This is a genomic window from Streptococcus pseudopneumoniae IS7493 (assembly GCF_000221985.1).
Taxonomy (GTDB): domain Bacteria; phylum Bacillota; class Bacilli; order Lactobacillales; family Streptococcaceae; genus Streptococcus; species Streptococcus pseudopneumoniae.
The window spans coordinates 901,971-927,200 of the sequence record NC_015875.1 but is presented as its reverse complement, the minus strand read 5'-3'; the positions used below and the strand labels follow the sequence as shown (position 1 = coordinate 927,200).

At 38.8% G+C, this 25,230-nt stretch carries 26 protein-coding genes and 5 pseudogenes; 7 read left to right on the top strand and 24 right to left on the bottom strand.

Annotated elements, in window-relative coordinates:
• Positions 1-37 precede the first annotated feature (37 nt).
• From trxB to SPPN_RS04790, 7 genes are all read right to left on the bottom strand, one after another.
• Complete coding sequence (gene trxB / locus SPPN_RS04820) at positions 38-949, bottom strand: thioredoxin-disulfide reductase (RefSeq protein ID WP_000272313.1); 912 nt, start codon at positions 947-949, stop codon at positions 38-40.
• Between the two features lie 65 nt (positions 950-1,014).
• On the bottom strand, positions 1,015-1,239 hold the full coding sequence (locus SPPN_RS04815; RefSeq protein ID WP_000926599.1) for a DUF4059 family protein: 225 nt from the start codon (positions 1,237-1,239) through the stop codon (positions 1,015-1,017).
• Positions 1,240-1,316: 77 nt separating this feature from the next.
• Entirely contained in the window at positions 1,317-2,060 is a 744-nt protein-coding gene (locus SPPN_RS04810) for an amino acid ABC transporter ATP-binding protein (protein ID WP_000590965.1), read from the bottom strand.
• Positions 2,060-2,860 (bottom strand): amino acid ABC transporter permease, encoded by an 801-nt coding sequence (locus SPPN_RS04805; protein ID WP_001103446.1) that lies wholly within the window; start codon positions 2,858-2,860, stop codon positions 2,060-2,062. The genes SPPN_RS04810 and SPPN_RS04805 overlap by 1 nt, the downstream gene beginning before the upstream one ends.
• Positions 2,861-3,017: 157 nt before the next feature.
• Positions 3,018-3,374 carry an arsenate reductase family protein gene (locus SPPN_RS04800; protein ID WP_000889082.1) on the bottom strand — a complete coding sequence of 119 codons (357 nt, stop codon included), beginning with the start codon at positions 3,372-3,374 and terminating at the stop codon, positions 3,018-3,020.
• Between the two features lie 12 nt (positions 3,375-3,386).
• Positions 3,387-3,899 (bottom strand): methylated-DNA--[protein]-cysteine S-methyltransferase, encoded by a 513-nt coding sequence (locus tag SPPN_RS04795; protein WP_001170342.1) that lies wholly within the window; start codon positions 3,897-3,899, stop codon positions 3,387-3,389.
• Positions 3,899-4,393, bottom strand: coding sequence for a GNAT family N-acetyltransferase (locus tag SPPN_RS04790; protein WP_000405855.1), 495 nt, complete (start codon positions 4,391-4,393; stop codon positions 3,899-3,901). The genes SPPN_RS04795 and SPPN_RS04790 overlap by 1 nt, the downstream gene beginning before the upstream one ends.
• Before the next feature lie 134 nt (positions 4,394-4,527).
• Between SPPN_RS04790 and SPPN_RS04785 the strand changes: the two genes are divergently transcribed.
• Positions 4,528-4,974: a DUF1836 domain-containing protein gene (locus SPPN_RS04785; protein ID WP_000858721.1), complete on the top strand. Its 447-nt coding sequence runs from the start codon at positions 4,528-4,530 to the stop codon at positions 4,972-4,974.
• Positions 4,971-5,618, top strand: coding sequence for a PAQR family membrane homeostasis protein TrhA (gene trhA / locus SPPN_RS04780; protein ID WP_001097999.1), 648 nt, complete (start codon positions 4,971-4,973; stop codon positions 5,616-5,618). The genes SPPN_RS04785 and trhA overlap by 4 nt, the downstream gene beginning before the upstream one ends.
• A 239-nt stretch (positions 5,619-5,857) precedes the next feature.
• On the opposite strand, the gene pdxT is transcribed toward trhA, so the two are convergent.
• From pdxT to SPPN_RS12780, 8 genes and pseudogenes are all read right to left on the bottom strand, one after another.
• Positions 5,858-6,439 (bottom strand): pyridoxal 5'-phosphate synthase glutaminase subunit PdxT, encoded by a 582-nt coding sequence (gene pdxT, locus SPPN_RS04770; RefSeq protein WP_000689964.1) that lies wholly within the window; start codon positions 6,437-6,439, stop codon positions 5,858-5,860.
• Positions 6,440-7,315 (bottom strand): pyridoxal 5'-phosphate synthase lyase subunit PdxS, encoded by an 876-nt coding sequence (pdxS, locus tag SPPN_RS04765; RefSeq protein ID WP_000138526.1) that lies wholly within the window; start codon positions 7,313-7,315, stop codon positions 6,440-6,442.
• A 208-nt stretch (positions 7,316-7,523) separates the two neighbouring features.
• A pseudogene (locus SPPN_RS13895) lies at positions 7,524-8,208 on the bottom strand (transposase); the annotation flags it as partial.
• A 195-nt stretch (positions 8,209-8,403) separates the two neighbouring features.
• Positions 8,404-8,569 (bottom strand): annotated as a pseudogene (locus SPPN_RS13890) (IS630 family transposase); the annotation flags it as partial.
• 215 nt (positions 8,570-8,784) lie between these two features.
• Complete coding sequence (locus tag SPPN_RS04755) at positions 8,785-9,114, bottom strand: ATP-binding cassette domain-containing protein (protein ID WP_230554368.1); 330 nt, start codon at positions 9,112-9,114, stop codon at positions 8,785-8,787.
• Positions 9,115-9,575: 461 nt separating this feature from the next.
• Positions 9,576-10,034 carry a hypothetical protein gene (locus tag SPPN_RS13885; protein WP_212750464.1) on the bottom strand — a complete coding sequence of 153 codons (459 nt, stop codon included), beginning with the start codon at positions 10,032-10,034 and terminating at the stop codon, positions 9,576-9,578.
• A 19-nt stretch (positions 10,035-10,053) separates the two neighbouring features.
• A complete protein-coding gene (pduL, locus tag SPPN_RS04745) occupies positions 10,054-10,632 on the bottom strand; it encodes a phosphate propanoyltransferase (RefSeq protein WP_000405172.1) in 579 nt (192 codons plus the stop codon).
• Positions 10,633-10,655: 23 nt separating this feature from the next.
• Complete coding sequence (locus SPPN_RS12780; protein ID WP_148255716.1) at positions 10,656-10,904, bottom strand: hypothetical protein; 249 nt, start codon at positions 10,902-10,904, stop codon at positions 10,656-10,658.
• Between the two features lie 63 nt (positions 10,905-10,967).
• Here SPPN_RS12780 and SPPN_RS13880 point away from each other — a divergent pair.
• From SPPN_RS13880 to SPPN_RS11975, 3 genes and pseudogenes are all read left to right on the top strand, one after another.
• Positions 10,968-11,773 (top strand): annotated as a pseudogene (locus tag SPPN_RS13880) (IS630 family transposase).
• A 29-nt stretch (positions 11,774-11,802) separates the two neighbouring features.
• Positions 11,803-11,958: a hypothetical protein gene (locus SPPN_RS13875; RefSeq protein WP_000379812.1), complete on the top strand. Its 156-nt coding sequence runs from the start codon at positions 11,803-11,805 to the stop codon at positions 11,956-11,958.
• A 388-nt stretch (positions 11,959-12,346) separates the two neighbouring features.
• Positions 12,347-13,244: pseudogene (locus SPPN_RS11975) on the top strand (IS630 family transposase); the annotation flags it as partial.
• Here the strand turns inward: SPPN_RS11975 and SPPN_RS04725 are convergent.
• The 9 genes and pseudogenes from SPPN_RS04725 to SPPN_RS04690 all read right to left on the bottom strand — a co-directional run.
• Positions 13,245-13,619: pseudogene (locus SPPN_RS04725) on the bottom strand (helix-turn-helix domain-containing protein); the annotation flags it as partial.
• 32 nt (positions 13,620-13,651) lie between these two features.
• A complete protein-coding gene (locus tag SPPN_RS13390) occupies positions 13,652-13,798 on the bottom strand; it encodes a hypothetical protein (RefSeq protein WP_000770988.1) in 147 nt (48 codons plus the stop codon).
• A 296-nt stretch (positions 13,799-14,094) separates the two neighbouring features.
• Entirely contained in the window at positions 14,095-14,547 is a 453-nt protein-coding gene (locus SPPN_RS04720) for a CFI-box-CTERM domain-containing protein (RefSeq protein WP_000394498.1), read from the bottom strand.
• A gap of 13 nt (positions 14,548-14,560) precedes the next feature.
• The gene (locus SPPN_RS04715) at positions 14,561-17,638 is read right to left on the bottom strand and encodes a type III restriction-modification system endonuclease (protein ID WP_000775735.1); all 3,078 of its coding nucleotides are present in this window, start codon (positions 17,636-17,638) and stop codon (positions 14,561-14,563) included.
• 63 nt (positions 17,639-17,701) lie between these two features.
• Positions 17,702-18,187: a hypothetical protein gene (locus SPPN_RS04710; RefSeq protein WP_000499891.1), complete on the bottom strand. Its 486-nt coding sequence runs from the start codon at positions 18,185-18,187 to the stop codon at positions 17,702-17,704.
• 3 nt (positions 18,188-18,190) lie between these two features.
• Positions 18,191-19,879: a site-specific DNA-methyltransferase gene (locus SPPN_RS04705; protein WP_000349003.1), complete on the bottom strand. Its 1,689-nt coding sequence runs from the start codon at positions 19,877-19,879 to the stop codon at positions 18,191-18,193.
• A 635-nt stretch (positions 19,880-20,514) separates the two neighbouring features.
• Entirely contained in the window at positions 20,515-22,086 is a 1,572-nt protein-coding gene (gene ffh / locus SPPN_RS04700) for a signal recognition particle protein (RefSeq protein WP_000863643.1), read from the bottom strand.
• A gap of 11 nt (positions 22,087-22,097) precedes the next feature.
• Entirely contained in the window at positions 22,098-22,430 is a 333-nt protein-coding gene (locus tag SPPN_RS04695; RefSeq protein WP_000402066.1) for a putative DNA-binding protein, read from the bottom strand.
• A gap of 90 nt (positions 22,431-22,520) precedes the next feature.
• Entirely contained in the window at positions 22,521-22,898 is a 378-nt protein-coding gene (locus SPPN_RS04690) for a YwiB family protein (protein WP_014017237.1), read from the bottom strand.
• 71 nt (positions 22,899-22,969) lie between these two features.
• Here SPPN_RS04690 and SPPN_RS04685 point away from each other — a divergent pair, with 71 nt between their 5' ends.
• Both SPPN_RS04685 and yidA read left to right on the top strand, forming a co-directional pair.
• Positions 22,970-24,274: an HD domain-containing protein gene (locus SPPN_RS04685; protein WP_001003511.1), complete on the top strand. Its 1,305-nt coding sequence runs from the start codon at positions 22,970-22,972 to the stop codon at positions 24,272-24,274.
• A gap of 12 nt (positions 24,275-24,286) precedes the next feature.
• The gene (gene yidA, locus SPPN_RS04680; protein WP_000023513.1) at positions 24,287-25,093 is read left to right on the top strand and encodes a sugar-phosphatase; all 807 of its coding nucleotides are present in this window, start codon (positions 24,287-24,289) and stop codon (positions 25,091-25,093) included.
• Positions 25,094-25,230: the final 137 nt, after the last annotated feature.

The window sequence follows — 25,230 nt, the reverse complement described above, 5'->3', positions numbered from 1 at the left end:
AAAAGTTTCCAGTCATCTGATTGGAAACGGTTACTGATTAACTATGTTCTGTGATAAACTTGTAGGCTTCTTGACCAGCGATAGCTCCATCTCCAACTGCTGTTGTTACTTGGCGAAGGTCTTTCAAGCGAACATCTCCAACTGCAAAGATACCGTCGACTGCAGTTTTCATGTGGTTATCTGTCACAATCCATCCTGCCTGATCTTGGATATTCAATTCTTTAACAAAATCGCTAAGAGGGTCCAATCCAACATAGATAAAGACACCACCGAAGGCTTGTTCTGTCACTTGACCTGTTTTCACATTTTCAAATACGACTGATTCTACTCGGTTTTCACCCTTGATTTTCCTTACTACAGAATCCCATATAAAGCTGATTTTCTCATTGGCAAAGGCGCGATCTTGTAAAACCTTTTGGGCACGAAGTTGGTCACGACGGTGAACAATGGTAACAGTCTTAGCAAAACGAGTCAAGAAGAGGGCTTCTTCAACAGCTGAATCTCCACCACCAACTACCAATAAATCTTGGTCACGGAAGAAAGCACCATCACACACAGCACAGTAAGAAACACCACGACTGTTCAGTTCTTCTTCTCCAGGCACTCCCAAAGGACGGTGTTTAGAACCAGTTGCTACGATAACTGTACGTGTTTCATATGTTTGGTCATCAGTCATCACTTTCTTAAAATCACCATGGTCTTCGACATTTTCAACATATCCATAAATGTGCTCAACACCGAGATTTTCAAGCGGTTCAAACATCTTTTCTGCCAATTCAGGTCCACTAATATTAGCATATCCTGGGTAATTTTCGATATCAGATGTATTATTCATCTGACCACCTGGCAGACCACCTTCAATCAAAGCTACTTTCAAATTGCTTCGAGCAGCATACAAGGCTGCAGTCATCCCTGCAGGTCCAGCACCGATAATAATAGTATCGTACATATAGTTTCCTTCTTTCTTGTTGTAACTATCTTTATTCTAACTCTTTCTTGTCAATCACGCAAGGATTATGCCTTGAAAACAAGAATTAAACTCATAACCGCAAAGGATAATACTGGAACAACCAAGACCCCAATCATAATCATATCATAGAGATGGGCTTGGCGAGCCTTGGCTGTCTTATCAACTCCCGACATGGCTCTCAGTCCAATCCAAATTCCTAAAAAAATCAGGACGAGGATGGTGGTTAAGATCAAACTCTCGAAATATAAAGAAAATAGTTGCAGTAGCATGATTTCTCTCATTTCTATCTTTTTTAAAGAGTAAACTCAGCTAGTCCAGCTAACTGAGTTTTTCTTTATCTATTATATCAAATATAAGTCCGTTTGTAACTAGCGAAGAATTCTTTTGTCCGCTCTTCTTTAGGATGGTGGATAATCTCATCTGGTGTTCCAGACTCGATGATTTTCCCCTTATCTAAGAAGAGAATCTTATCAGCCACTTGGGCTACAAAGGACATGTCATGACTGACCAAAATCATGGTCTGACCTGACTTAGCAGCATCTGCAATAGACTTCTCTACTTCACCGACCAATTCTGGGTCAAGGGCTGAAGTTGGTTCATCTAAGAGCAAGACATCTGGTTTCATAGCAAGCGCACGCGCCAAGGCAACCCGTTGCTTTTGTCCACCTGATAAATGGCGAGGGTAATGGTTTTCACGATCAGAAAGCCCAACCTTAGCCAACTCTTCCTTGGCAATCTTAGTCGCTTCTTGGTCAGATAATTTCTTGACAACAACCAAGCCTTCTTTCACATTATCAAGTGCTGTACGGCGCTCAAACAAATTAAACTGCTGAAATACCATAGATAACTTGCGACGTAGGGCAAGGATTTCTTCTTGAGTGATTTTAGAAAAATCAACCGAGAAATCATCAATCTGAATCGAGCCACTATCAGGTGTTTCAAGATAATTGAGACTGCGAAGAAAGGTTGATTTTCCAGCTCCTGAAGAACCAATCAAGGCTACAACTTCCCCTTTTTGAATATCCAAGTCCAGATGATCCAAGACAGTCTGTCCTGAAAAGGATTTGCTTAAATTCGAAATCTTAATCATTAACGAAGGTCTCCTTTCACATCTGTTTGCACTGTATCTGGTGCAGAAATAGCCATTTTTCTCTCGATGAAACGACCAAGGCTCTCAATTCCGATATTGACTACCCAATAAACAAGAGCAACGGAGATGAAGCGCTCAAAATAACGATAATCGGCACCACCCAAAATCTGAGCTTGGGCAAAGACTTCCACAACACCCGCACTAAAGGCTAGGGAAGTTCCCTTGGTCAAGCCGATGAGGGAGTTAATCAAGGTTGGAGTTGCCACAACTGCTGCATTTGGAATAATCACTCGTCGATAAACTTGCGCTCGGGTCATACCCAGACTGCGTGCCGCCTCAATCTCACCAGGGTTAACTGAGAGAATGGCTGCACGAATGGTTTCACTAGCATAAGCTGCCTCATTAAAGGCAAAGGCGACAATCGCAAAAGCAGCGGCTGGAATCGCATTGATATTGAGACCAGTTCCCCATTGCTGATTGAGAGCTTTCAAAGCCAAAGGAATTCCGTAGTAGGTCAACATGAGCTGCACTAAAATCGGTGTCCCTTTTAAGAAACTAACAAAGAAGGCCTGCAAGGGATATAAAATCTTGACACGATTGATCTTCACAATGGCAAAAAGAAGCGCCAAAACCAAGCCAAAAAAGGCACCACCAATTGTCAACATAATCGTTGTTGGAAGTTGTTGAACAATTCTCGGAATTCCATCAAAGACCGAACGCAAGCTAAAAAGCTTGCCATCCGGAATCAATTGCATCAAGTTTTGATACCAATCTGATGCTAAAATCGTTGTAACATTCATAAAAACATCCTCTCCTGATAATGATTCATTCTACCATACTTCTGCCGTCAATGAAATTATTTGCTACGGTCAGATACAGTCTTTGTCTACCTACTAGTTTATCATACTTTAAAACAGGGAGGTTATATATTTTATCTATCAGAGAGATAAGTAAAAACTATTTCAATCCCAATTCTTCATAAGGTTTTCGATAACCGATTTGTTTAACAGTTCCATTTTCTACTAAAATTGGCCGTTTTAACAACATGCCGTCGCTTGCTAGCAACTCAGCTGCTTCTTGGTTTGACAGACTTCCTACCTTATCTTTTAACCCTAATTCACGGTATTTGATTCCACTGGTGTTAAAAAATTGCTTCAATTCAAACCCTGAGGTTTCCAGCCAATTCAAAATGACTTCTTGGCTAGGTGTTTCTTCCACGATATGGACGGCTTTATAGTCCACACCTAATTTATTTAATTCTTGTTTTGCTTTTTTACAAGTTGAACATTTGGGGTATTCGATAAATTCTAACATGTGCTTCTCCTTCTATTTGTTTCTATCTTTAAAATCTACTCCTTCATGCTCCAAGAGCCAAGCTTTCTTTTCCACTCCTGCAGCATAGCCTGTCAGACGCTTGCCTGCTCCCAACACACGATGACAAGGTACTAGGATAGACCAAGGATTGCGTCCCACTGCTCCACCAATTGCTTGAGCAGAAGCCACTTGCAGGTCTTGAGCAATTTGTCCATAGGTCACTGTCTGACCATAAGGAATTCCCTGTAAATAGGACCAAACTCTCTTTTCAAAATTTGTTCCAATTGGCGCCAAGAGCAAGTTGGATAAATCCTGAGGCTCGCCTTTAAAGTAATCATCTAAGCAAGCAATAACTGGGTCTAAAATAGGATGACTAACAACTTCTTCTATCGTTTCATCTCCTAGTCCCCTCTCAAAATGCTTCTGCTCCTGAACCCAAATTCCATACAAATAATGGTCATCAGCTACAAGTGATAGAATACCAATTGGTGAGGAGTAGAGGATTTTTACATACTTCTTTTGCATTATTTCTTTAATTTTTGATAGGCCAAGCGTTCGCCATCAACTGGAACCTTACCAACCTGTTTAAAACCGAGTTTTTCAAAAATATGCTGCATAGCTTTGTTTTCAGCATGCGTATCTGAGCGAAAATCTAGATAATCAAAACCTTCAATCAAGCCCTCTAAAAAGGTTTGAGCAACTCCCTGTCCCTGCACATCTGCTGCCACAGCAATACGGTGAAAGACTAGGTACTCTGACTCCCCAACTTGCCAGTTGCCTTCATAAATGGCTTCATAGGCTGCCTCTGGACTCTTGGTCACAGCAGCATAGGCTAGTAGTTCTCCCTCTTCCAAGGCTACATAGGCTTGACCTGAGATAATATCTTCAATAATAATATCAGCATTTGGATAACCATTTTGCCACTGGTCACTACCAGCATCCGCTAAACATTTTTTAGCATCCTCCATCACTTGCATGATGTCATCTACTTCATTTGGAAAAGCTAAACGAATCTCCATCTTTTCTCCTCATTTCTGACTAGTTTCTCCCATCCTAGCATAATTTAAGTCTTTCTACAAGCAGTTAAAACTTGACTTTCTGTTTTTGTTATTTTATAATCTAGTTATTAAAACTAGATAAAAAGGAGTTGAAAATGAAAACTACCTTTTCCTACCCAAAATGGGCAGAAATTCCAAATATTGACCTCTATCTGGACCAGGTTTTACTCTATGTCAATCAGGTCTGTGCCCCTATCTCTCCTGATAAAGACAAAGGCCTGACAGCATCTATGGTTAACAATTATGTCAAACATGGTTACCTGACAAAACCTGACAAGAAAAAATACCAACGTCAACAGATTGCCCGTCTGATTGCTATCACAACCCTCAAGTCTGTATTTTCGATTCAAGAAATCGCTCAGACACTGAATACTCTACAAAGTCAAGCAAGTTCAGAGCAACTCTACGATGCTTTTGTGAACTACATGAACCAAGGAATTGACCCAGCTAACCCTATCATCCAAACCAGCTGCCAAACCGTTAAACTCTATCATCAAACCCTAGCCTTAATCCATCATACTCAAGAGGAGGTAATCCAATGAACACTAGTCTTAAACTCAGCAAACAACTCAGTTTCGGAGAAGAGATTGCTAATAGTGTGACCCATGCTGTGGGTGCAGTCATCATGCTCATCTTACTCCCTATTTCATCCACCTATAGTTACGAAGCACATGGCTTTTTATCCTCTATCGGCGTTTCCATTTTCGTTATCAGTCTCTTTCTCATGTTCCTCTCATCCACCATTTACCACTCTATGGCCTATGGTTCGACCCACAAATACGTCTTGAGAATTATTGACCATTCTATGATTTATGTGGCTATCGCAGGCTCTTATACGCCAGTCGTCTTAACCTTGATGAATAACTGGTTTGGCTATCTGATTATTGCTATCCAATGGGGAACGACCATCTTTGGTATTCTCTATAAAATCCTTGCTAAAAAAGTCAATGAAAAATTTAGCCTTGCTCTTTACCTGATTATGGGCTGGTTGGTTCTGGCTATCATTCCTGCCATTATCAGTCAAACGACACCAATTTTCTGGAGTCTCATGGTAACTGGCGGACTCTCTTATACAGTTGGGGCTGGATTTTACGCCAAGAAAAAACCTTATTTCCACATGATTTGGCATCTCTTTATCCTAGCTGCGTCCGCACTCCAATACATCGCCATTGTTTATTACATGTAAAACTCTAAGCAGGCAGAGCCTGCTTAGAGTTTTATAATCGAATTTCCTAAAGAGGAAGCAATATGAAAGCCGTCATTGCTTGTGCTCATAAGATCTTCAGAATCATTTACAAACTACTCTCCACCAAGCATACTTATCAAAAAGAAAAGGCGCTAGGACTGAGGAAACATTTCTAACGCAAAAACTAAAAAAATTTCAATTATAGTATAGCACAGGAAGTGATTTTTTGCGCTTTTTTACTATCTTTTTTCTTCACATATATTTATAAAGTACTGGTGCAAGCGCACATCATCAGTCAATTCTGGATGAAAAGAAGTTACCAACATATTTTTTTCTTGGGCTGCAACGATTTGATTATCAACTGTTGCTAGAATTTCTACATCTTCTCCAACACTGCTGATAATTGGACCACGGATAAAGGTCATTGGAATCTGACCAACTCCCTTACATTCTGCTTCCGTATAGAAACTTCCTAGTTGGCGTCCATAGGCATTGCGCTCGACCACCATATCCATTGTTCCAAGATGACTCTCGTCCTGAGAAGTGATTTCCTTAGCCAGCAGGATCAAGCCCGCACAAGTTCCAAAGACTGGTAAACCAGATAAAATAGCTTCTCTTATAGGAGTCATCATATGTTGATCTCGTAAGAGCTTGCCCATGGTTGTAGACTCACCACCAGGCAAAATCAAACCCGACAAGTCACTCTGAGATTTCTGAAAATCCTCTAAATTTCTGATTTCAACACTCTCGACTCCTAATTTTTCTAGCACTTTTACATGTTCTGCAAAGGCACCTTGCAAGGCCAATATTCCGATTTTCATCTATTTTCCTCTCTCTGCCATGAGAATTTGGATTTCATTTTCATTGATACCAACCATGGCTTCTCCTAAATCTTCAGAGATTTGAGCTAGGATTTGAGGATTACGGAAGTTAGTCACAGCCTTAACAATGGCACTCGCTCGTTTAACAGGATCTCCTGACTTGAAAATACCTGAACCGACAAATACACCCTCTGCCCCTAATTGCATCATAAGTGCAGCATCTGCTGGCGTTGCAACGCCTCCAGCTGCGAAGTTTACAACTGGCAATTTCCCATGTTCATGGACGTATTGAACCAATTCTACAGGGACTTGCAATTCCTTGGCAGCAACATAAAGTTCGTCCTCGCGTAGGTTTTGAATACGGCGAATTTCCTGATTCATCATACGCATATGGCGAACAGCTTGGACAATATCTCCTGTACCCGGTTCTCCTTTAGTACGAATCATGGAAGCACCTTCAGCGATACGACGCAAGGCTTCCCCCAAGTCCTTAGCTCCACAGACAAAAGGTACTTGAAATTCTTTCTTGTCCACATGGAAACGATCGTCAGCTGGAGATAAAACTTCACTCTCATCGATATAGTCAATCTCAATAGCCTCTAAAATCTGAGCTTCAACAAAATGCCCGATTCTAACCTTAGCCATCACTGGAATGCTAACCGCTTCTTGGATTTCCTTAATCATCTTTGGATCACTCATACGGGAAACACCACCAGCTGCACGAATATCAGCTGGAATCCGCTCCAAAGCCATAACAGCAGCCGCACCAGCAGCCTCTGCAATACGAGCCTGTTCAGGATTTTGAACGTCCATGATAACCCCACCTTTGAGCATCTGTGCCAAATTTTTATTTAATTCATAACGATTTTCAGTCATTTGTTTTATCCTCATCATTTATATTGGTAGCTACCATTTCATTTTAAAATAGAACAGAGTGAATCACAAGATAAAAAAAGAAGAATTGTGTGGGTACAGATTGAATCGAGTAGGGGCTAAGACTAGTCCCTCTCACACCACCGTAGGTGCCGTTCGGCATAGGGCAGTTCAACTAATACTCATATCTATTTTCAAAAAGCATTCTGGTTCATTCTCTTTTAACGATGGACTTTACAACACTCCTCTCTAATCCTTGTATGATCTCTTGAAATGTATCAATGCCAGCTTCCAAGGTTTGAAATGCTTTATTCTGGAAGCCACCTTCACCAAGCTCTTTCTGCATCTGTTCAATAGGATTCATCTCTGGCCTGTATGGGGGAATAAAGGGAAAGCCAATATGATTTGGAATAGTTAAGCTACTTGATGGATGCCCTAGGGCATGATCCATGACTAGTAAAATAAAATCAGTTGGATAGGCCTGTGACAGTTCTTGTAAACAAGCTTTCCTCCATTCAGTATGGCATCCTCCGGCAAGCAGGAAAAAGGATGCTCCTCTATAAGCATCAACAGCTCTCTAACAGTAAGAGAATTCATGCACGGAATGACTATGGACAGGAGGACCTATTCCTTTAGGTGGCTAACAAGATCCTAGTTTACTGCCTATCCGAAACCAGCCTCATCTTTGATGCATGAACCCAAGCTTACGAAAGCATCTACTATCTTTAAAGCGTTTTCTTACCTTCTTGAATAGAGATGGGATGTTTAGACGCGGCAATGGTTTGAGCGCCTGCTTTCTTAGGATCTAGGGCAACAGTGCGCCAGCTATGTCGCTTCAACAGTTGACAGAAAGCATCACCTGTGTAGGAACGACTAATCTCCTTTTGATAGGACTGAAGAAATGGAGTATCACTAAACCTCCTGAGAAACAATCTCTAGAACACTTGTCCTACAACGGCCTGTATATCCTAGTCCGGTACGTTATAAGCAATGAATTCATTTTTATTACAATTCAATCTAGATTTTGCAGGAAATCTACTGTAACAACTTCCTCTTCCTCTGAAGTTTTCAAATGACCGGAAAACTATCTATTCCTTGACTGTCATATAAACGTGGTTACAACCACCACGTCTTTCTTGAAGGAGAGAGTCCGAACCTAACTCCTCATCCTTCTTTAAATTTCACCAAACTACAGTCTAGACGCTCTATCATCTCTTGATAGGATTTTCCCATCAAACAAAGCAGAACGATTGGAAGACTTTGTGTTAGAGGCTTAGTAAGGTCTTTAAAGAGAAAGGTGATTTCTTGTTTAGCTAATTTCATGTTACTATCGTACAATGCTTTTTGAAGTATGTCTAGTATTAACCACTCTTTTCATCACCCCACTACAAGTTGATAAAGAGCCACAAAACTTCAAGACTTTTCTAAGTATTTTCGATATAAGCATTAAATATATTTCAGAAAAAGCAACATTAACCTCCCTTAACTGAAACAAACTCAAGTTCACTAAATTGGTTAATAATTCTTTTCAAGTCTTTATCTGCTTTTTTCTCTGATACATCATATTCAGATGTTAATTTTCTCAATAAGTGGTCATATGAAATTGAAGTATCAATTTTAGACCATATAAAAAGATTTCTCTCTCCATCACTTATAACATTGATTTTACTTCGAGTATCCTTTAAATTATCATTAATATCAATTCCATTAATTGTAATTTCTCCTGAATCTTGTTTTAGAAGCGTTGTCATCATTTTTATTAAGGTTGTTTTGCCTGCCCCATTTTCTCCTAAAACTCCAATTATTTTTCCTCTTGGAATTTTTAATGAAACATTATTAATAGCTTACTTTTTCTTTTTAGTAAATTAATCTTCGTTTTTGTAAGATAACTTTTAGATACATTTTTTACTTCTAACATCGGAATTCTCCTAAATTGTTAAATATTCGATCACTTTCTTCTCCATCTTTTTATAACTGAGCAAGCCAATCACAATAAAAACTAATGAGAGAAGTAAAACTTTAAAAATCAATAGACATAGTTGAAGCGATTCCAAATCTCCAGAAGATATTAGTCTAACTATCTCTAAGCCATAAGTAATTGGTAATAAATCACCAACACATTTTAGAAAATCAAGAAGCACTGTCCTAGGAAATGTAACACCAGATACTAAAAATATCAAAATAAATAACGTATTCTGACTTATAAATGTATCTCTTAACCAGAGCATTATGTTAGCAACAAAAACACTCATAGAAAATGATATTAAAACAATAACAACATAACTCTCAACAGCCAATAGGATATTGGAGTTGCCATGAACTTTGCACCGAGCAAAATAGAAATAATAAAAAGTGAACAAAACTCCATAAAAGTTCTTCCAAGCTGTTCAATGAACACGCCTATATAATAGCTGAAAATACTATATGGAGTTATAAATAAACTTTCCAAGGTTCCCTCTCGAACCTCAACCATCAATGAACGCCCTACATTCATCAAAATAGCAACAGCAACATTGTAGTAAAGCATCCCAGCAGCAGCGAAAGTAAAATAATCAATCACTTCTACTTGACTAACTACTAATTTGTTATTAAAAAGATAATGAGCAATTAACCAATACCCTAAAAGCTGAAAAATGGCATCTAACAATCGATTCAGGAATAGAGCTACTGGAAAAAATCTAGTATACATTTGAAAATTTCTAATTATTAATGCCTTAATCAACTTTCGATAATCTCCATTTCTACTCTTTTATAATCGTGCCAATCTCACCTCCTGATAAAAGAAGTGCATTCGCATCATCAGTATCAATATGCATTTCCAATCTATATTTATCACTCACTCTGCAATGAACATCATGCAAAGTAGCACTTTTTTCGCTTTTTACTTCAACAGAAACTATATCTCCATTTTTAAGACCCATTTCCTCAGCTTCTTCTGTGGCAAAGTGAATATGTCTATTAGCAATAATGCACCCTTCATCTAAATTAACTCTTCCATTAGGTCCTATAATGGTAATCGGTGAAGAGTTTTCAATCTCACTCGAAGTACGTACTGGTGGAGTTATCTTTAATAATCTAGAATCTGTTTTAGAAACCTCAACTTGTGTATAAGGACGAATTGGTCCTAATACCCTGACACGATTAATCTCGCCAGATGCCGACTGAATTGTAACCTGTTCTTCAGCAGCAAATTCACCAGGCTGATACAAATCTTTTAACTTGTTTAGTTGGTATCCTTCACCAAATAAAATATCTAAATGTTCCCTCTTTAAATGAACATGTCTAGCAGAAATGTTAATGATTACTTGATTAATTTCCATGATAATTTATCTCCTTTTCCTATTTATAATACAATATTTTTTTCTGATTCATTATACTCAAAATGAATCAAAGCCTCTTTATTCAGATACATACCCTCTTCATTGAGTAAATGATTCAAATCAGAGTTCCATTGTGACGGTTTATCTCCTATACTTTCTAAGTTCTCAACAAAAGTATAGATATAAAAGTTTGTTGCTCTATATTTTTCACCTCCTATATTAAAATCTCTAAATAAGCTTATTGCTAATATTTTATAGTCGCTTAGTTTCAAACAAGCATGTTATAATAAAGCTATGCATGTAGTACAGATTTTAAACAGCGAGCATTAGATTACATCAAAGAGGGGGCACAGCCATGTCGAGGCAGCCAAGGTTTTTGATGTCGGCGTCAGAACTCTCTTCACATGGAAAAAGAACTTACGTGAACAAGGACACTTAGAGAGGAAAAAGCGAGTCGTCAAAAACCGAAAGATTCCTTTAGAGGAATTGAAATCCTTTGTAGAGGCTCATCCAGATGCTTTTTTACGGGAAATTGCGGCACATTTTGATTGTGCTATCCCTTCAGTATGGGCAGCTTTAAAGCAGATGAAGGTCACTTCAAAAAAAGATGACGAGCTTTAAGGAACAAGACCCAGAGAAAGTCGCTGAGTTTCTTGATATTTTGGATAACCTAAACGATTTACCAATCGTATATATTGATGAAACAGGAATCGACCGCTATCTCTATCGTCCTTATGCAGGGGCTCCTAGAGGGGAGAAAGTCTATGAAAAGATTAGCGGACGTCGTTTTGAGCGAACTTCAATTGTTGCAGGACAAGTAGACGGAGAGTTTATAGCTCCCATGATTTACACGAACAGCATGACAAGCGATTTCTTTGTGGAGTGGTTCAAAATGCAACTCCTACCTGCTTTGAAAACACCTCATGTTATTATCATGGACAATGCTAGTTTTGATCCCAAGAACATTTTGGATGAACTCTGCATCCAAGATAAACACTTTTTCTTACCTCTACCGCCATATTCACCGGATTTGAATCCTATTGAGCAAGCTTGGGCTATCTTGAAAAAGAAAGTAACAGATTTATTAAGGGAAGTCCCAACTATTTTTGAATGTTTGGAACGCTTTTTTAAAACTAAATAACTATATAATAAAAAATAAGGGGACACGAAATGGACACCAAAGCTAAAAAGTTCACACTTGCAACGATTTCAGCTCTATCACTTCTTGGGGTAGGAATTGTTACATCACAATCAGTAGCCACTAATGATAGGCTGGTTTCCACTCAAGCAATCAATGGTCAATCCTACAATATCTTAAACTCTTAGGTCACTAGTACTTCTTCTGGTACTACTCTAGTTGGGATTGAAGGGACTTTCTTAACGCCATATAAACAGGCTATCTTAGACCGTATCAATGCCATTCGAAAAGAAACAACAGACGAAGGTCTAGTTACTAGCTATGTTCCTATCAAATGGTCAACTGCACTAGAAAAAACAACCTTCATTCGTGCAGCAGAAGCTTCGATCACCATTAATCACACACGCTTGTCTAGTAAGGACATTTGGAGCCCCTGGTCTTCAGGAAATTTCTCACTAGCAGAAAACTTGGCTTGGAACTATGACGGATTTATGACAGCTATTAATCAATGGTATGAGGAAAAAGCCGATTATGTTAATACTAAACTAAAATCAAAAAGTATTATATAATAGTAATATGAAATCAACTAAAGAAGAAATCCAAACAATCAAAACACTTTTAAAAGACTCTAGTACAGCTAAATATCATAAACGCCTTCAAATCGTTCTATTTCGTCTGATGGGTAAATCTTATAAAGAGATTATAGAGCTTTTAGACTGTAATCAAACAACGATTTGGCCAACTGTAAAAAAATATGAGGAGTTCGGACTCGACTCTCTCCTTCAAGAAATACGTGGTGGTCGTAACCATGCATATATGACAATTGAGGAAGAGAAAGCCTTTCTTGCCCGTCATTTGAAGGCTGCAGAGGCAGGAGAATTTGTTACAATTGATGCCTTATTTCAGGCTTATAAAAAGGAGTTAGGTTCTTCCTACACACGTGATGACTTTTATCAACTCTTGAAGCGCCATGGTTGGCGAAATATTAGGCCACGTCCAGAACATCCCAAGAAAGCAGACGTTCAAACCATTGTCGCGTCTAAAAATAAAATCTCAATTCAAGAAGACAAGAAAGCGCTTTAAAACCAGTAGGCATTTTCGTAAGGTTCGCTTGATGTACCAAGATGAGGCTGGTTTCGGTAGAATCAGTAAACTGGGATCTTGTTGGGCTCCAATGGGAGTAGGTTCACATGTCCATAGTCACTATATACGAGAATTTTGCTATTGTTATGGAGCTGTTGATGCCCATACAGGCGAATCATTTTTCTTAATCGCTGGTGGATGTCATACTGAGTGGATGAACGCCTTTTTAGAAGAGCTTTCACAAGCTTATCCAGATGATTATCTTTTACTCGTTATGGACAATGCCATATGGCATAAATCAAGTACCTTAAAGATTCCGACTAATATTGGCTTTACCTTTATTCCTCCATACACACCAGAGATGAACCCCATTGAACAAGTGTGGAAAGAGAAAGGCATCACGTGTGTAGGAAGAACCTAACTCCTTTGTATAAGCCTGAAATAAGGCATCAATTGTAACAAATTCTCCTGCCTCTGCAGCCTTCAAATGACGGGCAAGAAAGGCTTTCTCTTCCTCAATTGTCATATATGCATGGTTACGACCACCACGTATTTCTTGAAGGAGAGAGTCGAGTCCGAACTCCTCATATTTTTTTACAGTTGGCCAAATCGTTGTTTGATTACAGTCTAAAAGCTCTATAATCTCTTTATAAGATTTACCCATCAGACGAAATAGAACGATTTGAAGGCGTTTATGATATTTAGCTGTACTAGAGTCTTTTAAAAGTGTTTTGATTGTTTGGATTTCTTCTTTAGTTGATTTCATATTACTATTATATAATACTTTTTGATTTTAGTTTAGTATAACAATTCATACCTTTGTATCTCTTTTGTTGTTTCTTCTTTTTTATCATTATCAACCCCAACAGTCACAAAGTTTACTCCAATAAATATAACCATGTAAAACAATACCAAGGCAAAGCCCAAACCCTTTAATAACTTCATTTTCTTTTCTCTACTTTCTTTTTTTGTGTTAGTCTTTTTAGTTTATCTTAATTATATATACTCTTAAAACCCAAGGGGTAAAAATCCCCCCTTACAATCCTACCATTTCATCAAGCCAGCTAGAGAAATTGTCTTCCTTTGTATCTTCCTCATTCCATTCAAAATCTTCCAAGTATGTTCTATTAGTGATTAGTTTGACACGTTTGTTTTGGTATTGGGGATCTAAATAGAATAGGGGGTCTCTTCACTATACAAGTTAGCGAGGACCCGAACTCTTTTCCTATACTCTACTCGTTTTATTGGACCACTTTTTGAGACAATTCTAGTGTATATGTTTTATACAATTGATGGCAAGTTTGATTCTCTCCTATTTTAATCAAGGAAACACAAGGTAAGACAAGTCCTGACCAGATAGACTCTAGTATTTCCTCACGATTTGAATGTTCTTCTAACTTGGCAACAATCTGAGGAGCCATCTTATAGTAGGATTCAATTTCCTCCTGACCACCATCTTTAAAAGCTAGATAAGAATCCCTGAATTTTCGCAAAGTCATCAATTCAGCACAGTCATCTGCCAATCCCTTGTAAGTTACAGCTGCTTCTGTCAAATAACAACCTCTTTGTTCAATCTGATAGTAAGCATCTGGTTCACCAAAAAATCCAGTTTTAGAGCGCACATATCTCTCTGCATCACTCCTACGTTGTAAAACAGCTACTTCTCTTCCCTTACGATATACAATAAATTCCATTTCTTTTACCTCCCTATCTTACAATATTTAATAATTCCTCATAACTTGAAACCACATCATAGATGTGCTGATCATTAATCAATCCAGCTTGAGCTAACGCTTTAAAATGAGCACGCGCACAGGAAATTTTTGCTTGCTCAGCTTGTTTTAATTGAAGACTAGACATAGAGCCTTTTGTTTCTGCAACAAAATAGATATGCTTGACACTACCTTCACGGAAGGCGATTGCCCAGTCAGGGTTATAGTTTCCAAGTGGAGTCGCAATACTGAACTTCCCTGGTAACTTCACATAAACACGAACATCCTCGTATTGTTCCAAAGATTCTTTAAACGTCTTCTCCGTATTTGAATCAACTTTTACAAAATTGTAAATCCCTTTTTTGGATTCAAGTAAGTGATCATCTGATCTGTTAGCAGTTTCAGGATTGTCATAAAACAAGTCCATATCATACTCTTCATTTAACACATTATACTGAATATGCTTGATAATTTGACTTGCTTTTTGTTCATTAATAAGCTTTGAAACCTTAAGAATAAACTCTTCTGGATTTTGTTTAAACTTGTCAAATTGGTAGACATAGATTTTACTTAATATTTCCGCAACCAATTTACGAGTTAAACCAGTCTGCTCAGCAATCTCCCCTAGCAAATCATATTTGGTCATAATCTGCGAATCCGTTAGATATTCTTGTTGGCGATCATTTTCAGCTACCGTAAAGTTCAGTCCCTCTTCTTTACTCATATCTGCTGCACTTGCTTGAGTTATTTGGAAACTTGGTTTGCTAACGACTAATTTCTCATTGATATAGTCAACCGAATGTTTTACCAATTCCGCATCATCAAATTCTACTTGATAGCTGGTCTTTCGATTGATTTGCTTCCAGAGATTTAAGAATTCTTTTCGAGCAATATTTTCTTGATTGACCTCATTTGAGAACTGAATGACTGAATGATTGGCATTTTCAATTTCATACTGTCCAACATGATAAACGCTCTCCAATATCTCTACCAGCTTATCCTCATAACCTGCTAGTGTTTCAGACAGTTGTAACTGATGATTTTCTTTTGCAGTAAAATATTCTGTAGTTAATTGCCCTTCACGGTCTATATAGCCTTGTCGGATCAAATCAAAGTGAATCGAATCTGCTTGTTCCTTGGTAATTCGTATTGTTTGTCCTTCTTGATTGGTTAGAACTTTATTCGCAAAAAGACTAACATCCACTTTTGCAGGACGATCTGCTAAGAGTTCTTTGATTTCTTCTTGTAGACTTCGAGCAAATTGATCATAACTTTCATTTGCAATTACTGTCAGTTTATTGATTTCATGAACATCATTTCCTAAGAGTTCAAAATCCTGACGAATTCCGTTTTGGTCAACTGCCAAACGCATACCACGACCGATTTCTTGACGTTTACGGGTTTCTGCTGAAGATTGCTTCAGCGTACAGATTTGAAAGACATTAGGATTATCCCATCCCTCTTTTAGAGCTGAGTGAGAAAATAGGAAACGAACTGGCTCTTCAAAGCTCAACAAACGCTCCTTGTCCTTCATAATCAAGTCATAGGCATCGGTGTCATTTGAAAGATTACTTTTCTTTTCACTGGCAGATTTATAATCTACGAAAATGGTCTTATCTGACTTCTTCACTTTATCTACCGAAAAGTAACCAGCATGAACTGAATTTCCCTCAAGATTAGCCTCCAAATATCTACGATAAGGAGTTGGTTCCTGTGTTCGGATAAACTGGTTTACTTGATTTCGATATTCTTCTTCAAAAATCTGAGCGTATTCACCATTATAGGCATCATTATGTTCATCATATTGTTTATACTTGGCCACTTCATCGATGAAAAATAGGGATAATACTTTAATTCTTCGATTGTACAGTTTACTTTCTTTTTCGAGATGACTTTTTATAGTTTCTCGGATTTGAATTCTTCTGATGCTCGACTCATCCACTTCCCCTATCACTTCACCAACATGAAGTTCTTGCGTCACGCCAACTTGAAGTTTGTTCTCCCTTGCATCAAAGTGACTAAGGGTCATTCCTTTATAAGCAGATAAATTCCCTGATTCAGCGTATAAATCAAAGGGTTCTTCCACTACCTTCAATTTCCTTTTGACACCTGACTGCGTTTTTACTTCAAACTCAATTTTTGCTTTGGGGGCTCCTGTTTTTTGTGGAATGATTTCTTGTAGATATAGATATCCTTGTGTCCCGGTCGTCCCAGTTTGCTCAATAGCCTTAACCGCAATCTTCTTCACTAATTTTTGATTGTAAGCATCCATGGCATCCAATCTATAAACCATATCATGTTTTTCTTTATGGGTAGCCGAATAACGTAGTGTAAATAATGGCTTAAAATCTTTTAGTCTTTCCTTTGTCTGTTTCCCTTCAACAGACTGAGGTTCATCAATAATCATAATCGGATTCATAGCTGCCAAGACATCAATTGGACGGCGCCAACGGAAACTTTCCTGTTCAGAATGAATCCGTCGCGCATCTTTGCCTTTTGTATTAAAGGCTTGAGAGTTGATGACCATGATTTGAAGGTCTGACGAATTGGCAAAACTATCCAAATCACCTAAACGTGAAGAATCGTAGACAAAATAGCGTGGTTGCTTCCCATACTCCATCTGAAAGTGACTTGACATGATCTGTAGAGACTTGAGAACCCCTTCACGAATGGCTACACTTGGAACGACAATGACAAATTTAAGCCAGCCATAGCGTTTATTCAACTCCATAATTGTACGGATATACGTGTAGGTCTTCCCTGTTCCCGTCTCCATCTCTATGGAAAAATTATAAGCTTCTCGTCCAGCAATCATATCAATCGATAGTTTATCAGAAGGACGCAAACCATAACGAGTTTGCATAGTATGAACATTTTCTCGTATACTTGTTTGACTCAATTGAATCGGTGCATTTCGATAAGCATCTAAAACCAAATCTACCTCATCTGACTTGAGACGACCTGGATCCGCCATATACTGAACTCCAGTATGTTTGGCTTGCCCTTGAAATAAATCTGCAATGGCACTAACCGCATCCAACTGAAATTGTTGTTTTTTAAATTGTAGTTTCATAATTCTATATTCTTTTTATTAAATTCACATAAACTATTTCACATCTATAACTATATTTAATAGTTACGCCATATTATATTTCTTTTTAATTTCTTTCACTTTTGATGATGTAATATCGTTAAAATACTCTTTTTCCCACTTCATTGCATCACTAAGTACAAGACAAATAGAAATAAGTTTTTGATTATCTTCTTGTATCTTTCCGTCTTCAACTTTCTTGATAGTATCTTCAAGTTCTTGAATGAATTCTATGGCTAAACTATACATTTCCTTATTAGATAAAAAATATAATTTAGTTATATTTTCATCAATTGCCTTATGTTGCTTTTTTAGATTAGAAACTGTATGATTTGCAAGCAAGTATTCCAAAAGTAGAACAAAATCACTATACAATATCATCCTTTTTTCAAATAAATGTTGTTTTAAGTTATCTTTAAAAGCATGTCTAGTAACCCAGATTGCAATGCTGATAGAAACAATAATCGCAATCGAATCTACTATAATCCCTCCGATACTTATCCAATTATCAGTTGTCAGCTGATAGAACATCGCCTACACCACCTTCACTTTCGTATGAGGTGATAATTCTTTAAATATTTCACTTACGTTAATTTTATCTGCTGAATTGGCAAATGAACTATCACGGAAAACAGTACGGAGTGGTTGTGCTTGAGCGATGTGACGGATAACTTCTTCAGAGATTTCATCTTCAAAACAAGCCATGAGTGATCCTTGATCTACATCATAAACTTCTGCTCCTGCTACTTTCTCCCAATCAATAGCTAATGACAATTCCATGCCCCATGTCAGCATAACTTGGAAAAGTAGGTCAAGCCCAGTACGTCCTTCCTTGATATTGGATACACTATCAAAAAGTTCTCCTTGGATAAATTGATCTGGCCGAGCTGAAACATCTTTGAAATTAGAAGAGTCTAACTTATAAGCCTTAAATCCAAAGTCCTGCTTGCCAACCAACTCAGGATGCTCCTCCTGAATCTTGGCAGCAGCACGACGAATCCGCTCACGTGAAATCTGATCAATAGTTTCATAACCTGCTTCTTTAGCAGCAGACTTATCAGCTACTTCTTCATCCAAAGTACATAAGATAAACTTACGATTTCCACCATCTTCAGCATTCAGTTGCATAACTGCGTCTGCCGTAGTACCAGAACCACCGAAGAAATCAAGAATAAGGGCGGTTTCTATACTTGCACCTAATCCTAACAAATTTAATAATAGTTTTGTCGGCTTAGAAAAATCGAATACTCTAAAATCAAATAACTTCTTAATTTCAGTATTGGCACGTTGATTTGTTCCAAACTCTACATTCCAAAAATCATTAGATAGTTGACCATTCTTCATTGCATCACTTAAATATATCTTTGTTCTTGGAACTCCTCCATTTTCTGGCCAATGAATTTTGTCATCTTTTAAAAGTTGGTGAAAATCTTTTTCCGAAACCATCCATGGTCCCATAAGTACTTTTCCAGCAGGACTTAGAATTTCATAATTAAACCTTCCTCGAACTTCATCACGTAGGATGCCTCTCCCATATTTTCCTTTTGAATCTTCATAAGCATATTCTTTCTTAGCTGTATCTGAAAGTGGTAACCGTCCATATGTAACTCTAGAATAATCCTTTGAATACACATATATATATTCTTTTACTCTAGCAGCTTTACCTATATTAGGCTGATTATCACTTCTTCTCCAAGCAATCGTTTGAACGAGATTCTCTTCCCCAAATATCTCATCACAGATAGCTTTGAGGTTAGCTTGTTCATTATCATCGATAGAAATAAAGATAACACCTGAATCCTTGAGGAGGTTACGAGCTAGGCGGAGGCGTGGATACATCATATTAAGCCAGTCTGAGTGATAACGGGCCGAAGTTTTTTCATTTTTTGTAAGCCCAACTACCTGGCGTCCTTCTTCATCCAAAAGTTCCATCTCTTCCTTCAACTCTTCATCTGTTTTTTGGAACTTATCAGAATATACAAAGTCTTTCCCTGTATTATAGGGTGGATCGATATAAATCATATCTATTTTTCCTAGATAGGATTCTTGTAAGATTTTCAAGACTTCTAAATTATCTCCAGTAATAAAGACATTTTCACTGTTTTCAAAGTCAACACTTTCATCAAGATCTGGTCTTAGGGTTTTAGTAGTTGGTCGCCCAGCTTCTGCAATAGCTTCACGCTTTCCAACCCAAGTAAACTCATAGGATTCTCGACCATCCACAATTTCCTCTGATAAAAACTGTTTAAGCTTCTCAAAGTCAATCGCAGGACGTAATCTGCCGTATTCATCCCTCTTTTCCGTCAGAACTTCAGGAAAAAGTTGACCAATTTTTGAAATATTATCTGTAAAAACATCTTTTGAAGTGAGAGTTAATTTCTCAAGTCCAGAGTTTTCACCTGCGTGCTGTGCTGTGCTGTGCTGTGCTGTGCTGTGCTGTGCTCATGGTAGTATCCTTTCTTAGCTTTGTCAAGCTTTTGTAATTTTAATTTTCTAACAAATTAAGTTGGCTTATCCTATCTTTGTAATGCTTCATTTTTAATACATTACAGCTTCATTTTATCAAAAATAAGGATTGAAATCAAAAGAGTTCTCTAATCTCAATTTCTGATTTTTCTTTATATTTATACTCTTCAAAAATCTCTTCAAACCACATCAACGTCGCCTTACCGTATATATGTGACTGACTTCGTCAGTCTTATCTACAACCTCAAAACAGTGTTTTGAGCAGCTTGCGGCTAGCTTCCTAGTTTGCTATTTGATTTTCATTGAGTATTATTATTTTTTATTCTTTACAGATTCAAAATAGACCTTTATTATTTTTCTAAAAAAGGAAAGCTCTGCGGCCTTCCTTCGTCTTACTTGCGTTTCTTCTTCGCTTTCTTCATTTTGTTAGCCATGCGTTTCATGGACTGTTTCATGGCAAATTCACCGATTTTACCTTTGAGTCCACCACCAAACATCTGACTCATATCTGGCATTCCTGCTCCTCCGAGAGCTGACAGGTCAGGCATACCGCCTTGTCCCATCATTCCTTCAAGGGCAGACATATCCATTCCTCCCATATTTGGCATATTTTTAGGAAGGTTGTTTGGATTGATTCCCATTTGCTTCATCATTTTGTTCATATCTCCAGACATAACACCCTGCATGAGTTGTTTAGCCTGGTTAAAGTCTTTAATGAATTTATTAACTTCGACAAATGTATTCCCAGAACCAGCTGCGATACGACGTCGACGGCTTGGATTTAGCAAATCTGGATTTTCACGTTCTTCAGGTGTCATAGAAGACACAATGGCACGTTTGCGAGCAATCTGGCGTTCATCCACCTTCATGTTTTGAAGGGCTGGGTTGTTGGCCATACCTGGAATCATCTTGAGCAAGTCTTCCATCGGCCCCATGTTTTGCACCTGATCCAACTGATCAATGAAATCATTGAAATCAAAGGTGTTTTCACGCATCTTCTCAGCCATTTCAAGAGCCTTTTGCTCATCGTATTCCTGAGAAGCTTTCTCAATCAACGTAAGCATATCCCCCATGCCAAGGATACGGCTAGACATGCGGTCTGGGTGGAAGGTCTCAATGTCCGTAATCTTTTCACCTGTACCAGTGAACTTGATTGGTTTTCCGGTAATGTGACGAACAGATAGAGCCGCACCACCACGAGTATCGCCGTCAATCTTGGTAAGGATAACCCCAGTCACTTCCAACTGATCATTAAACTCACGCGCAACATTGGCTGCTTCTTGACCAATCATAGCATCAACGACGAGCAGAATTTCATTTGGTTGAGCCAGTGCTTTTACGTCACGAAGCTCGTTCATCAAAAGCTCATCAATCTGCAAACGACCTGCCGTATCAATCAAGACATAGTCGTTATGATTAGTTTGGGCTTGCTCCAAACCTTGACGTACAATCTCAACAGCTGGTACTTCTGTTCCAAGTGCAAAGACAGGCACATCAATCTGTTGACCCAGTGTCTTCAGCTGGTCAATAGCAGCTGGACGATAAATATCCGCCGCAATCATCAAAGGACGAGCATTTTCTTCCTTCTTGAGTTTGTTGGCCAATTTACCAGCAAAAGTTGTTTTACCAGCCCCCTGCAAACCAACCATCATGATGATTGTAGGAATCTTAGGTGATTTGATAATTTCTGCCGTATCAGAACCTAAAACGGTTGTCAATTCCTCATCAACGATTTTAATAATCTGTTGCGCAGGATTAAGTGTATCAATGACCTCATGGCCGACTGCACGCTCACGAACTTTCTTGATAAAATCCTTTACAACAGGCAAGGCAACGTCGGCCTCGAGCAAGGCCAAGCGAATTTCTTTGGTTGCCTCTTGGACATCAGATTCAGAGATTTTTCCTTTTTTACGTAGATTTTTAAAGACGTTCTGCAAACGTTCTGTTAAACTTTCAAATGCCATTTTTCTTCCTCTTATTCTCTATTATCAATGCTTGTTAAAATTTCTATCTGCTCCTGCAGAAAGTCATCCTTGGGATAGCGCTCCAAAATCTGATCAAAAATCTGACTGCGGACAATGTAGTCCGAGTACATGTGCAATTTCATCTCATAATCTTCCAGAATCTTTTCTGTTCGCTTGATATTGTCATAGACAGCCTGACGACTGACACCGAACTCCTCGGCAATCTCAGCAAGGCTGTAATCATCAGCGTAGTAGAGCTCGATATAATTCATTTGCTTATCTGTCAAAAGCGCTGCATAAAATTCAAAGAGCGCATTCATACGATTGGTTTTTTCGATTTCCATAACTTTTATTATACCAAAAATTAGCCTAATCTACCACATTAGGAAGCCAATCCGAGAAGATAGCCAGGTAAATTTGAAAAAGACATGAGACTAGCCCCAAGTAATTTCCAATTGATAGCTGGCAAAGGGATGTCCCTCTTGATTTTGTAGTTGATAATCTAGTTCAATCTTTTGCCCATCAACTTCATAGCGACTGGTTTGGATAACAAATTCCTGCATGCCCATTGGTGTAGGAATGTCGGCTAAACTATCACTATCCTTTAGAAAGCGCATAATGGTCTTGGGATTTGAAAAACGGCTCATCACCAGTTCTTGACCATGGAATTTAATCACTACTTTTTCCTTTTCCTCATTATAGAAAAGCAGGTAGCTATAATCTCCCTTTTCATGCACTTCCACGTCATAAAGTTGGTCAATCACTTCCAACTGCTCATCAAACTGAATCGTATTTCGCATCCGAATCTTCACATCAAGTCCTCTTTCTTGTCTCTTGTCCTACTATTTTACCAAAAACTCTAGCTTTTTGCTATAATGGTCATATGAACGAAAAAGTATTCCGTGACCCTGTTCACAACTACATCCATGTCAATAATCAAATCATCTATGACTTGATCAATACAAAAGAATTTCAACGTTTGCGCCGTATCAAGCAACTGGGAACTTCCAGTTATACCTTCCACGGTGGAGAACACAGCCGCTTCTCCCACTGTCTAGGAGTCTATGAAATTGCACGACGTATCACGGAGATTTTTGAAGAAAAATATCCTGAGGGATGGAATCTTGCCGAATCCCTCCTCACCATGACCGCTGCTCTCCTCCATGACCTGGGTCATGGTGCCTACTCCCATACTTTTGAACATCTCTTTGATACAGACCATGAGGGCATCACCCAGGAAATCATCCAAAGTCCTGAGACGGAGATTCACCAAGTCCTGCTACAAGTGGCGCCAGACTTTCCAGAAAAAGTTGCCAGTGTCATAGACCATACCTATCCTAACAAGCAGGTGGTGCAACTCATTTCCAGTCAGATTGATGCGGACCGTATGGACTATCTCTTGCGCGACTCCTATTTTACAGGAGCATCCTATGGGGAATTTGACCTGACTCGCATCCTCCGAGTCATTCGTCCTGTCGAAAATGGTATCGCCTTTCAGCGCAATGGCATGCACGCCATCGAAGACTACGTCCTCAGTCGCTACCAGATGTACATGCAGGTTTATTTCCACCCCGCAACACGCGCCATGGAAGTTCTCCTACAGAATCTTCTCAAACGCGCCAAGGAACTCTATCCTGAGGACAAGGATTTCTTTGCCCGAACTTCTCCACACCTCCTGCCTTTCTTCGAAAAAAATGTGACCTTGTCTGACTATCTAGCTCTGGATGATGGTGTGATGAATACCTACTTCCAACTCTGGATGACCAGTCCTGACAAGATTCTTGCAGACCTGTCGCAACGCTTTGTCAACCGCAAGGTCTTTAAATCCATTACTTTTTCACAAGAAGACCAAGACCAACTCGCTAGCATGAGAAAATTGGTTGAGGATATCGGCTTTGATCCCGACTACTACACTGCCATTCATAAGAATTTTGACCTCCCTTATGATATCTATCGTCCCGAATCTGAAAATCCACGGACACAGATTGAGATTTTACAAAAAAATGGTCAACTGGCCGAACTCTCTAGCCTGTCTCCTATCGTCCAATCCCTTGCTGGCAGTCGCCACGGAGATAATCGTTTCTATTTTCCGAAAGAAATGTTAGATCAAAACAGTATCTTTGCTAGCATTACCCAGCAATTTTTATACTTGATTGAGAACGATCATTTTACCCCAAATAAAAACTAGAAGAGGAAATTTATGAGTATTAAACTAATTGCCGTTGATATCGACGGAACCCTTGTCAACAGCCAAAAGGAAATCACTCCTGAAGTTTTTTCTGCCATCCAAGATGCCAAAGAAGCTGGTGTCAAAGTCGTCATTGCAACTGGCCGCCCTATCGCAGGTGTTGCCAAACTTCTGGACGACTTGCAGTTGAGAGACGAGGGTGACTATGTTGTGACCTTCAATGGTGCCCTTGTCCAAGAAACTGCTACAGGGCATGAGATTATCAGCGAATCCTTGACTTATGAGGATTATCTGGATATGGAATTTCTCAGTCGTAAGCTCGGTGTCCACATGCATGCTATTACTAAGGACGGTATCTATACTGCCAATCGCAATATCGGAACATACACTGTGCACGAATCAACCCTCGTCAACATGCCTATCTTCTACCGCACACCTGAAGAAATGGCTGACAAGGAAATCGTCAAGTGTATGTTCATCGATGAGCCTGAGGTTCTCGATGCTGCAATTGAAAAGATACCAGCAGAATTTTACGAACGCTACTCTATCAACAAGTCTGCTCCTTTCTACCTCGAACTCCTTAAAAAGAATGTAGACAAGGGGTCAGCCATCACTCACCTAGCTGAAAAACTCGGATTGACCAAAAATCAAACCATGGCTATCGGTGACGAAGAAAATGACCGTGCCATGCTGGAAGTCGTTGGGAACCCCGTTGTCATGGAAAATGGAAATCCAGAAATCAAAAAAATCGCCAAATACATCACTAAAACAAATGACGAATCCGGTGTTGCCCATGCCATCCGAACATGGGTACTGTAAGAGGGTATGAATAGACGAAAACCGCTCAGTTGAGCGGTTTTTATAGTAAAATGAAATAGGAATAGGACAAATCAATTTCTAGTAATGTTTTAGAAGTCCAGATACACTATTCTAGTTTCAATCTACTATAGTATCTA

Bases quoted from the DNA above. Each gene is read 5' to 3' on its own strand.
- trxB (WP_000272313.1), bottom strand. From the start codon at position 949: ATGTACGATACTATTATTATCGGTGCTGGACCTGCAGGGATGACTGCA.
- SPPN_RS04815 (WP_000926599.1), bottom strand. From the start codon at position 1,239: ATGCTACTGCAACTATTTTCTTTATATTTCGAGAGTTTGATCTTAACC.
- SPPN_RS04810 (WP_000590965.1), bottom strand. From the start codon at position 2,060: ATGATTAAGATTTCGAATTTAAGCAAATCCTTTTCAGGACAGACTGTC.
- SPPN_RS04805 (WP_001103446.1), bottom strand. From the start codon at position 2,860: ATGAATGTTACAACGATTTTAGCATCAGATTGGTATCAAAACTTGATG.
- SPPN_RS04800 (WP_000889082.1), bottom strand. From the start codon at position 3,374: ATGTTAGAATTTATCGAATACCCCAAATGTTCAACTTGTAAAAAAGCA.
- SPPN_RS04795 (WP_001170342.1), bottom strand. From the start codon at position 3,899: ATGCAAAAGAAGTATGTAAAAATCCTCTACTCCTCACCAATTGGTATT.
- SPPN_RS04790 (WP_000405855.1), bottom strand. From the start codon at position 4,393: ATGGAGATTCGTTTAGCTTTTCCAAATGAAGTAGATGACATCATGCAA.
- SPPN_RS04785 (WP_000858721.1), top strand. From the start codon at position 4,528: ATGAAAACTACCTTTTCCTACCCAAAATGGGCAGAAATTCCAAATATT.
- trhA (WP_001097999.1), top strand. From the start codon at position 4,971: ATGAACACTAGTCTTAAACTCAGCAAACAACTCAGTTTCGGAGAAGAG.
- pdxT (WP_000689964.1), bottom strand. From the start codon at position 6,439: ATGAAAATCGGAATATTGGCCTTGCAAGGTGCCTTTGCAGAACATGTA.
- pdxS (WP_000138526.1), bottom strand. From the start codon at position 7,315: ATGACTGAAAATCGTTATGAATTAAATAAAAATTTGGCACAGATGCTC.
- pduL (WP_000405172.1), bottom strand. From the start codon at position 10,632: ATGGAAATTAATCAAGTAATCATTAACATTTCTGCTAGACATGTTCAT.
- SPPN_RS13875 (WP_000379812.1), top strand. From the start codon at position 11,803: ATGGACACCAAAGCTAAAAAGTTCACACTTGCAACGATTTCAGCTCTA.
- SPPN_RS13390 (WP_000770988.1), bottom strand. From the start codon at position 13,798: ATGAAGTTATTAAAGGGTTTGGGCTTTGCCTTGGTATTGTTTTACATG.
- SPPN_RS04720 (WP_000394498.1), bottom strand. From the start codon at position 14,547: ATGGAATTTATTGTATATCGTAAGGGAAGAGAAGTAGCTGTTTTACAA.
- SPPN_RS04715 (WP_000775735.1), bottom strand. From the start codon at position 17,638: ATGAAACTACAATTTAAAAAACAACAATTTCAGTTGGATGCGGTTAGT.
- SPPN_RS04710 (WP_000499891.1), bottom strand. From the start codon at position 18,187: ATGTTCTATCAGCTGACAACTGATAATTGGATAAGTATCGGAGGGATT.
- ffh (WP_000863643.1), bottom strand. From the start codon at position 22,086: ATGGCATTTGAAAGTTTAACAGAACGTTTGCAGAACGTCTTTAAAAAT.
- SPPN_RS04695 (WP_000402066.1), bottom strand. From the start codon at position 22,430: ATGGAAATCGAAAAAACCAATCGTATGAATGCGCTCTTTGAATTTTAT.
- SPPN_RS04685 (WP_001003511.1), top strand. From the start codon at position 22,970: ATGAACGAAAAAGTATTCCGTGACCCTGTTCACAACTACATCCATGTC.
- yidA (WP_000023513.1), top strand. From the start codon at position 24,287: ATGAGTATTAAACTAATTGCCGTTGATATCGACGGAACCCTTGTCAAC.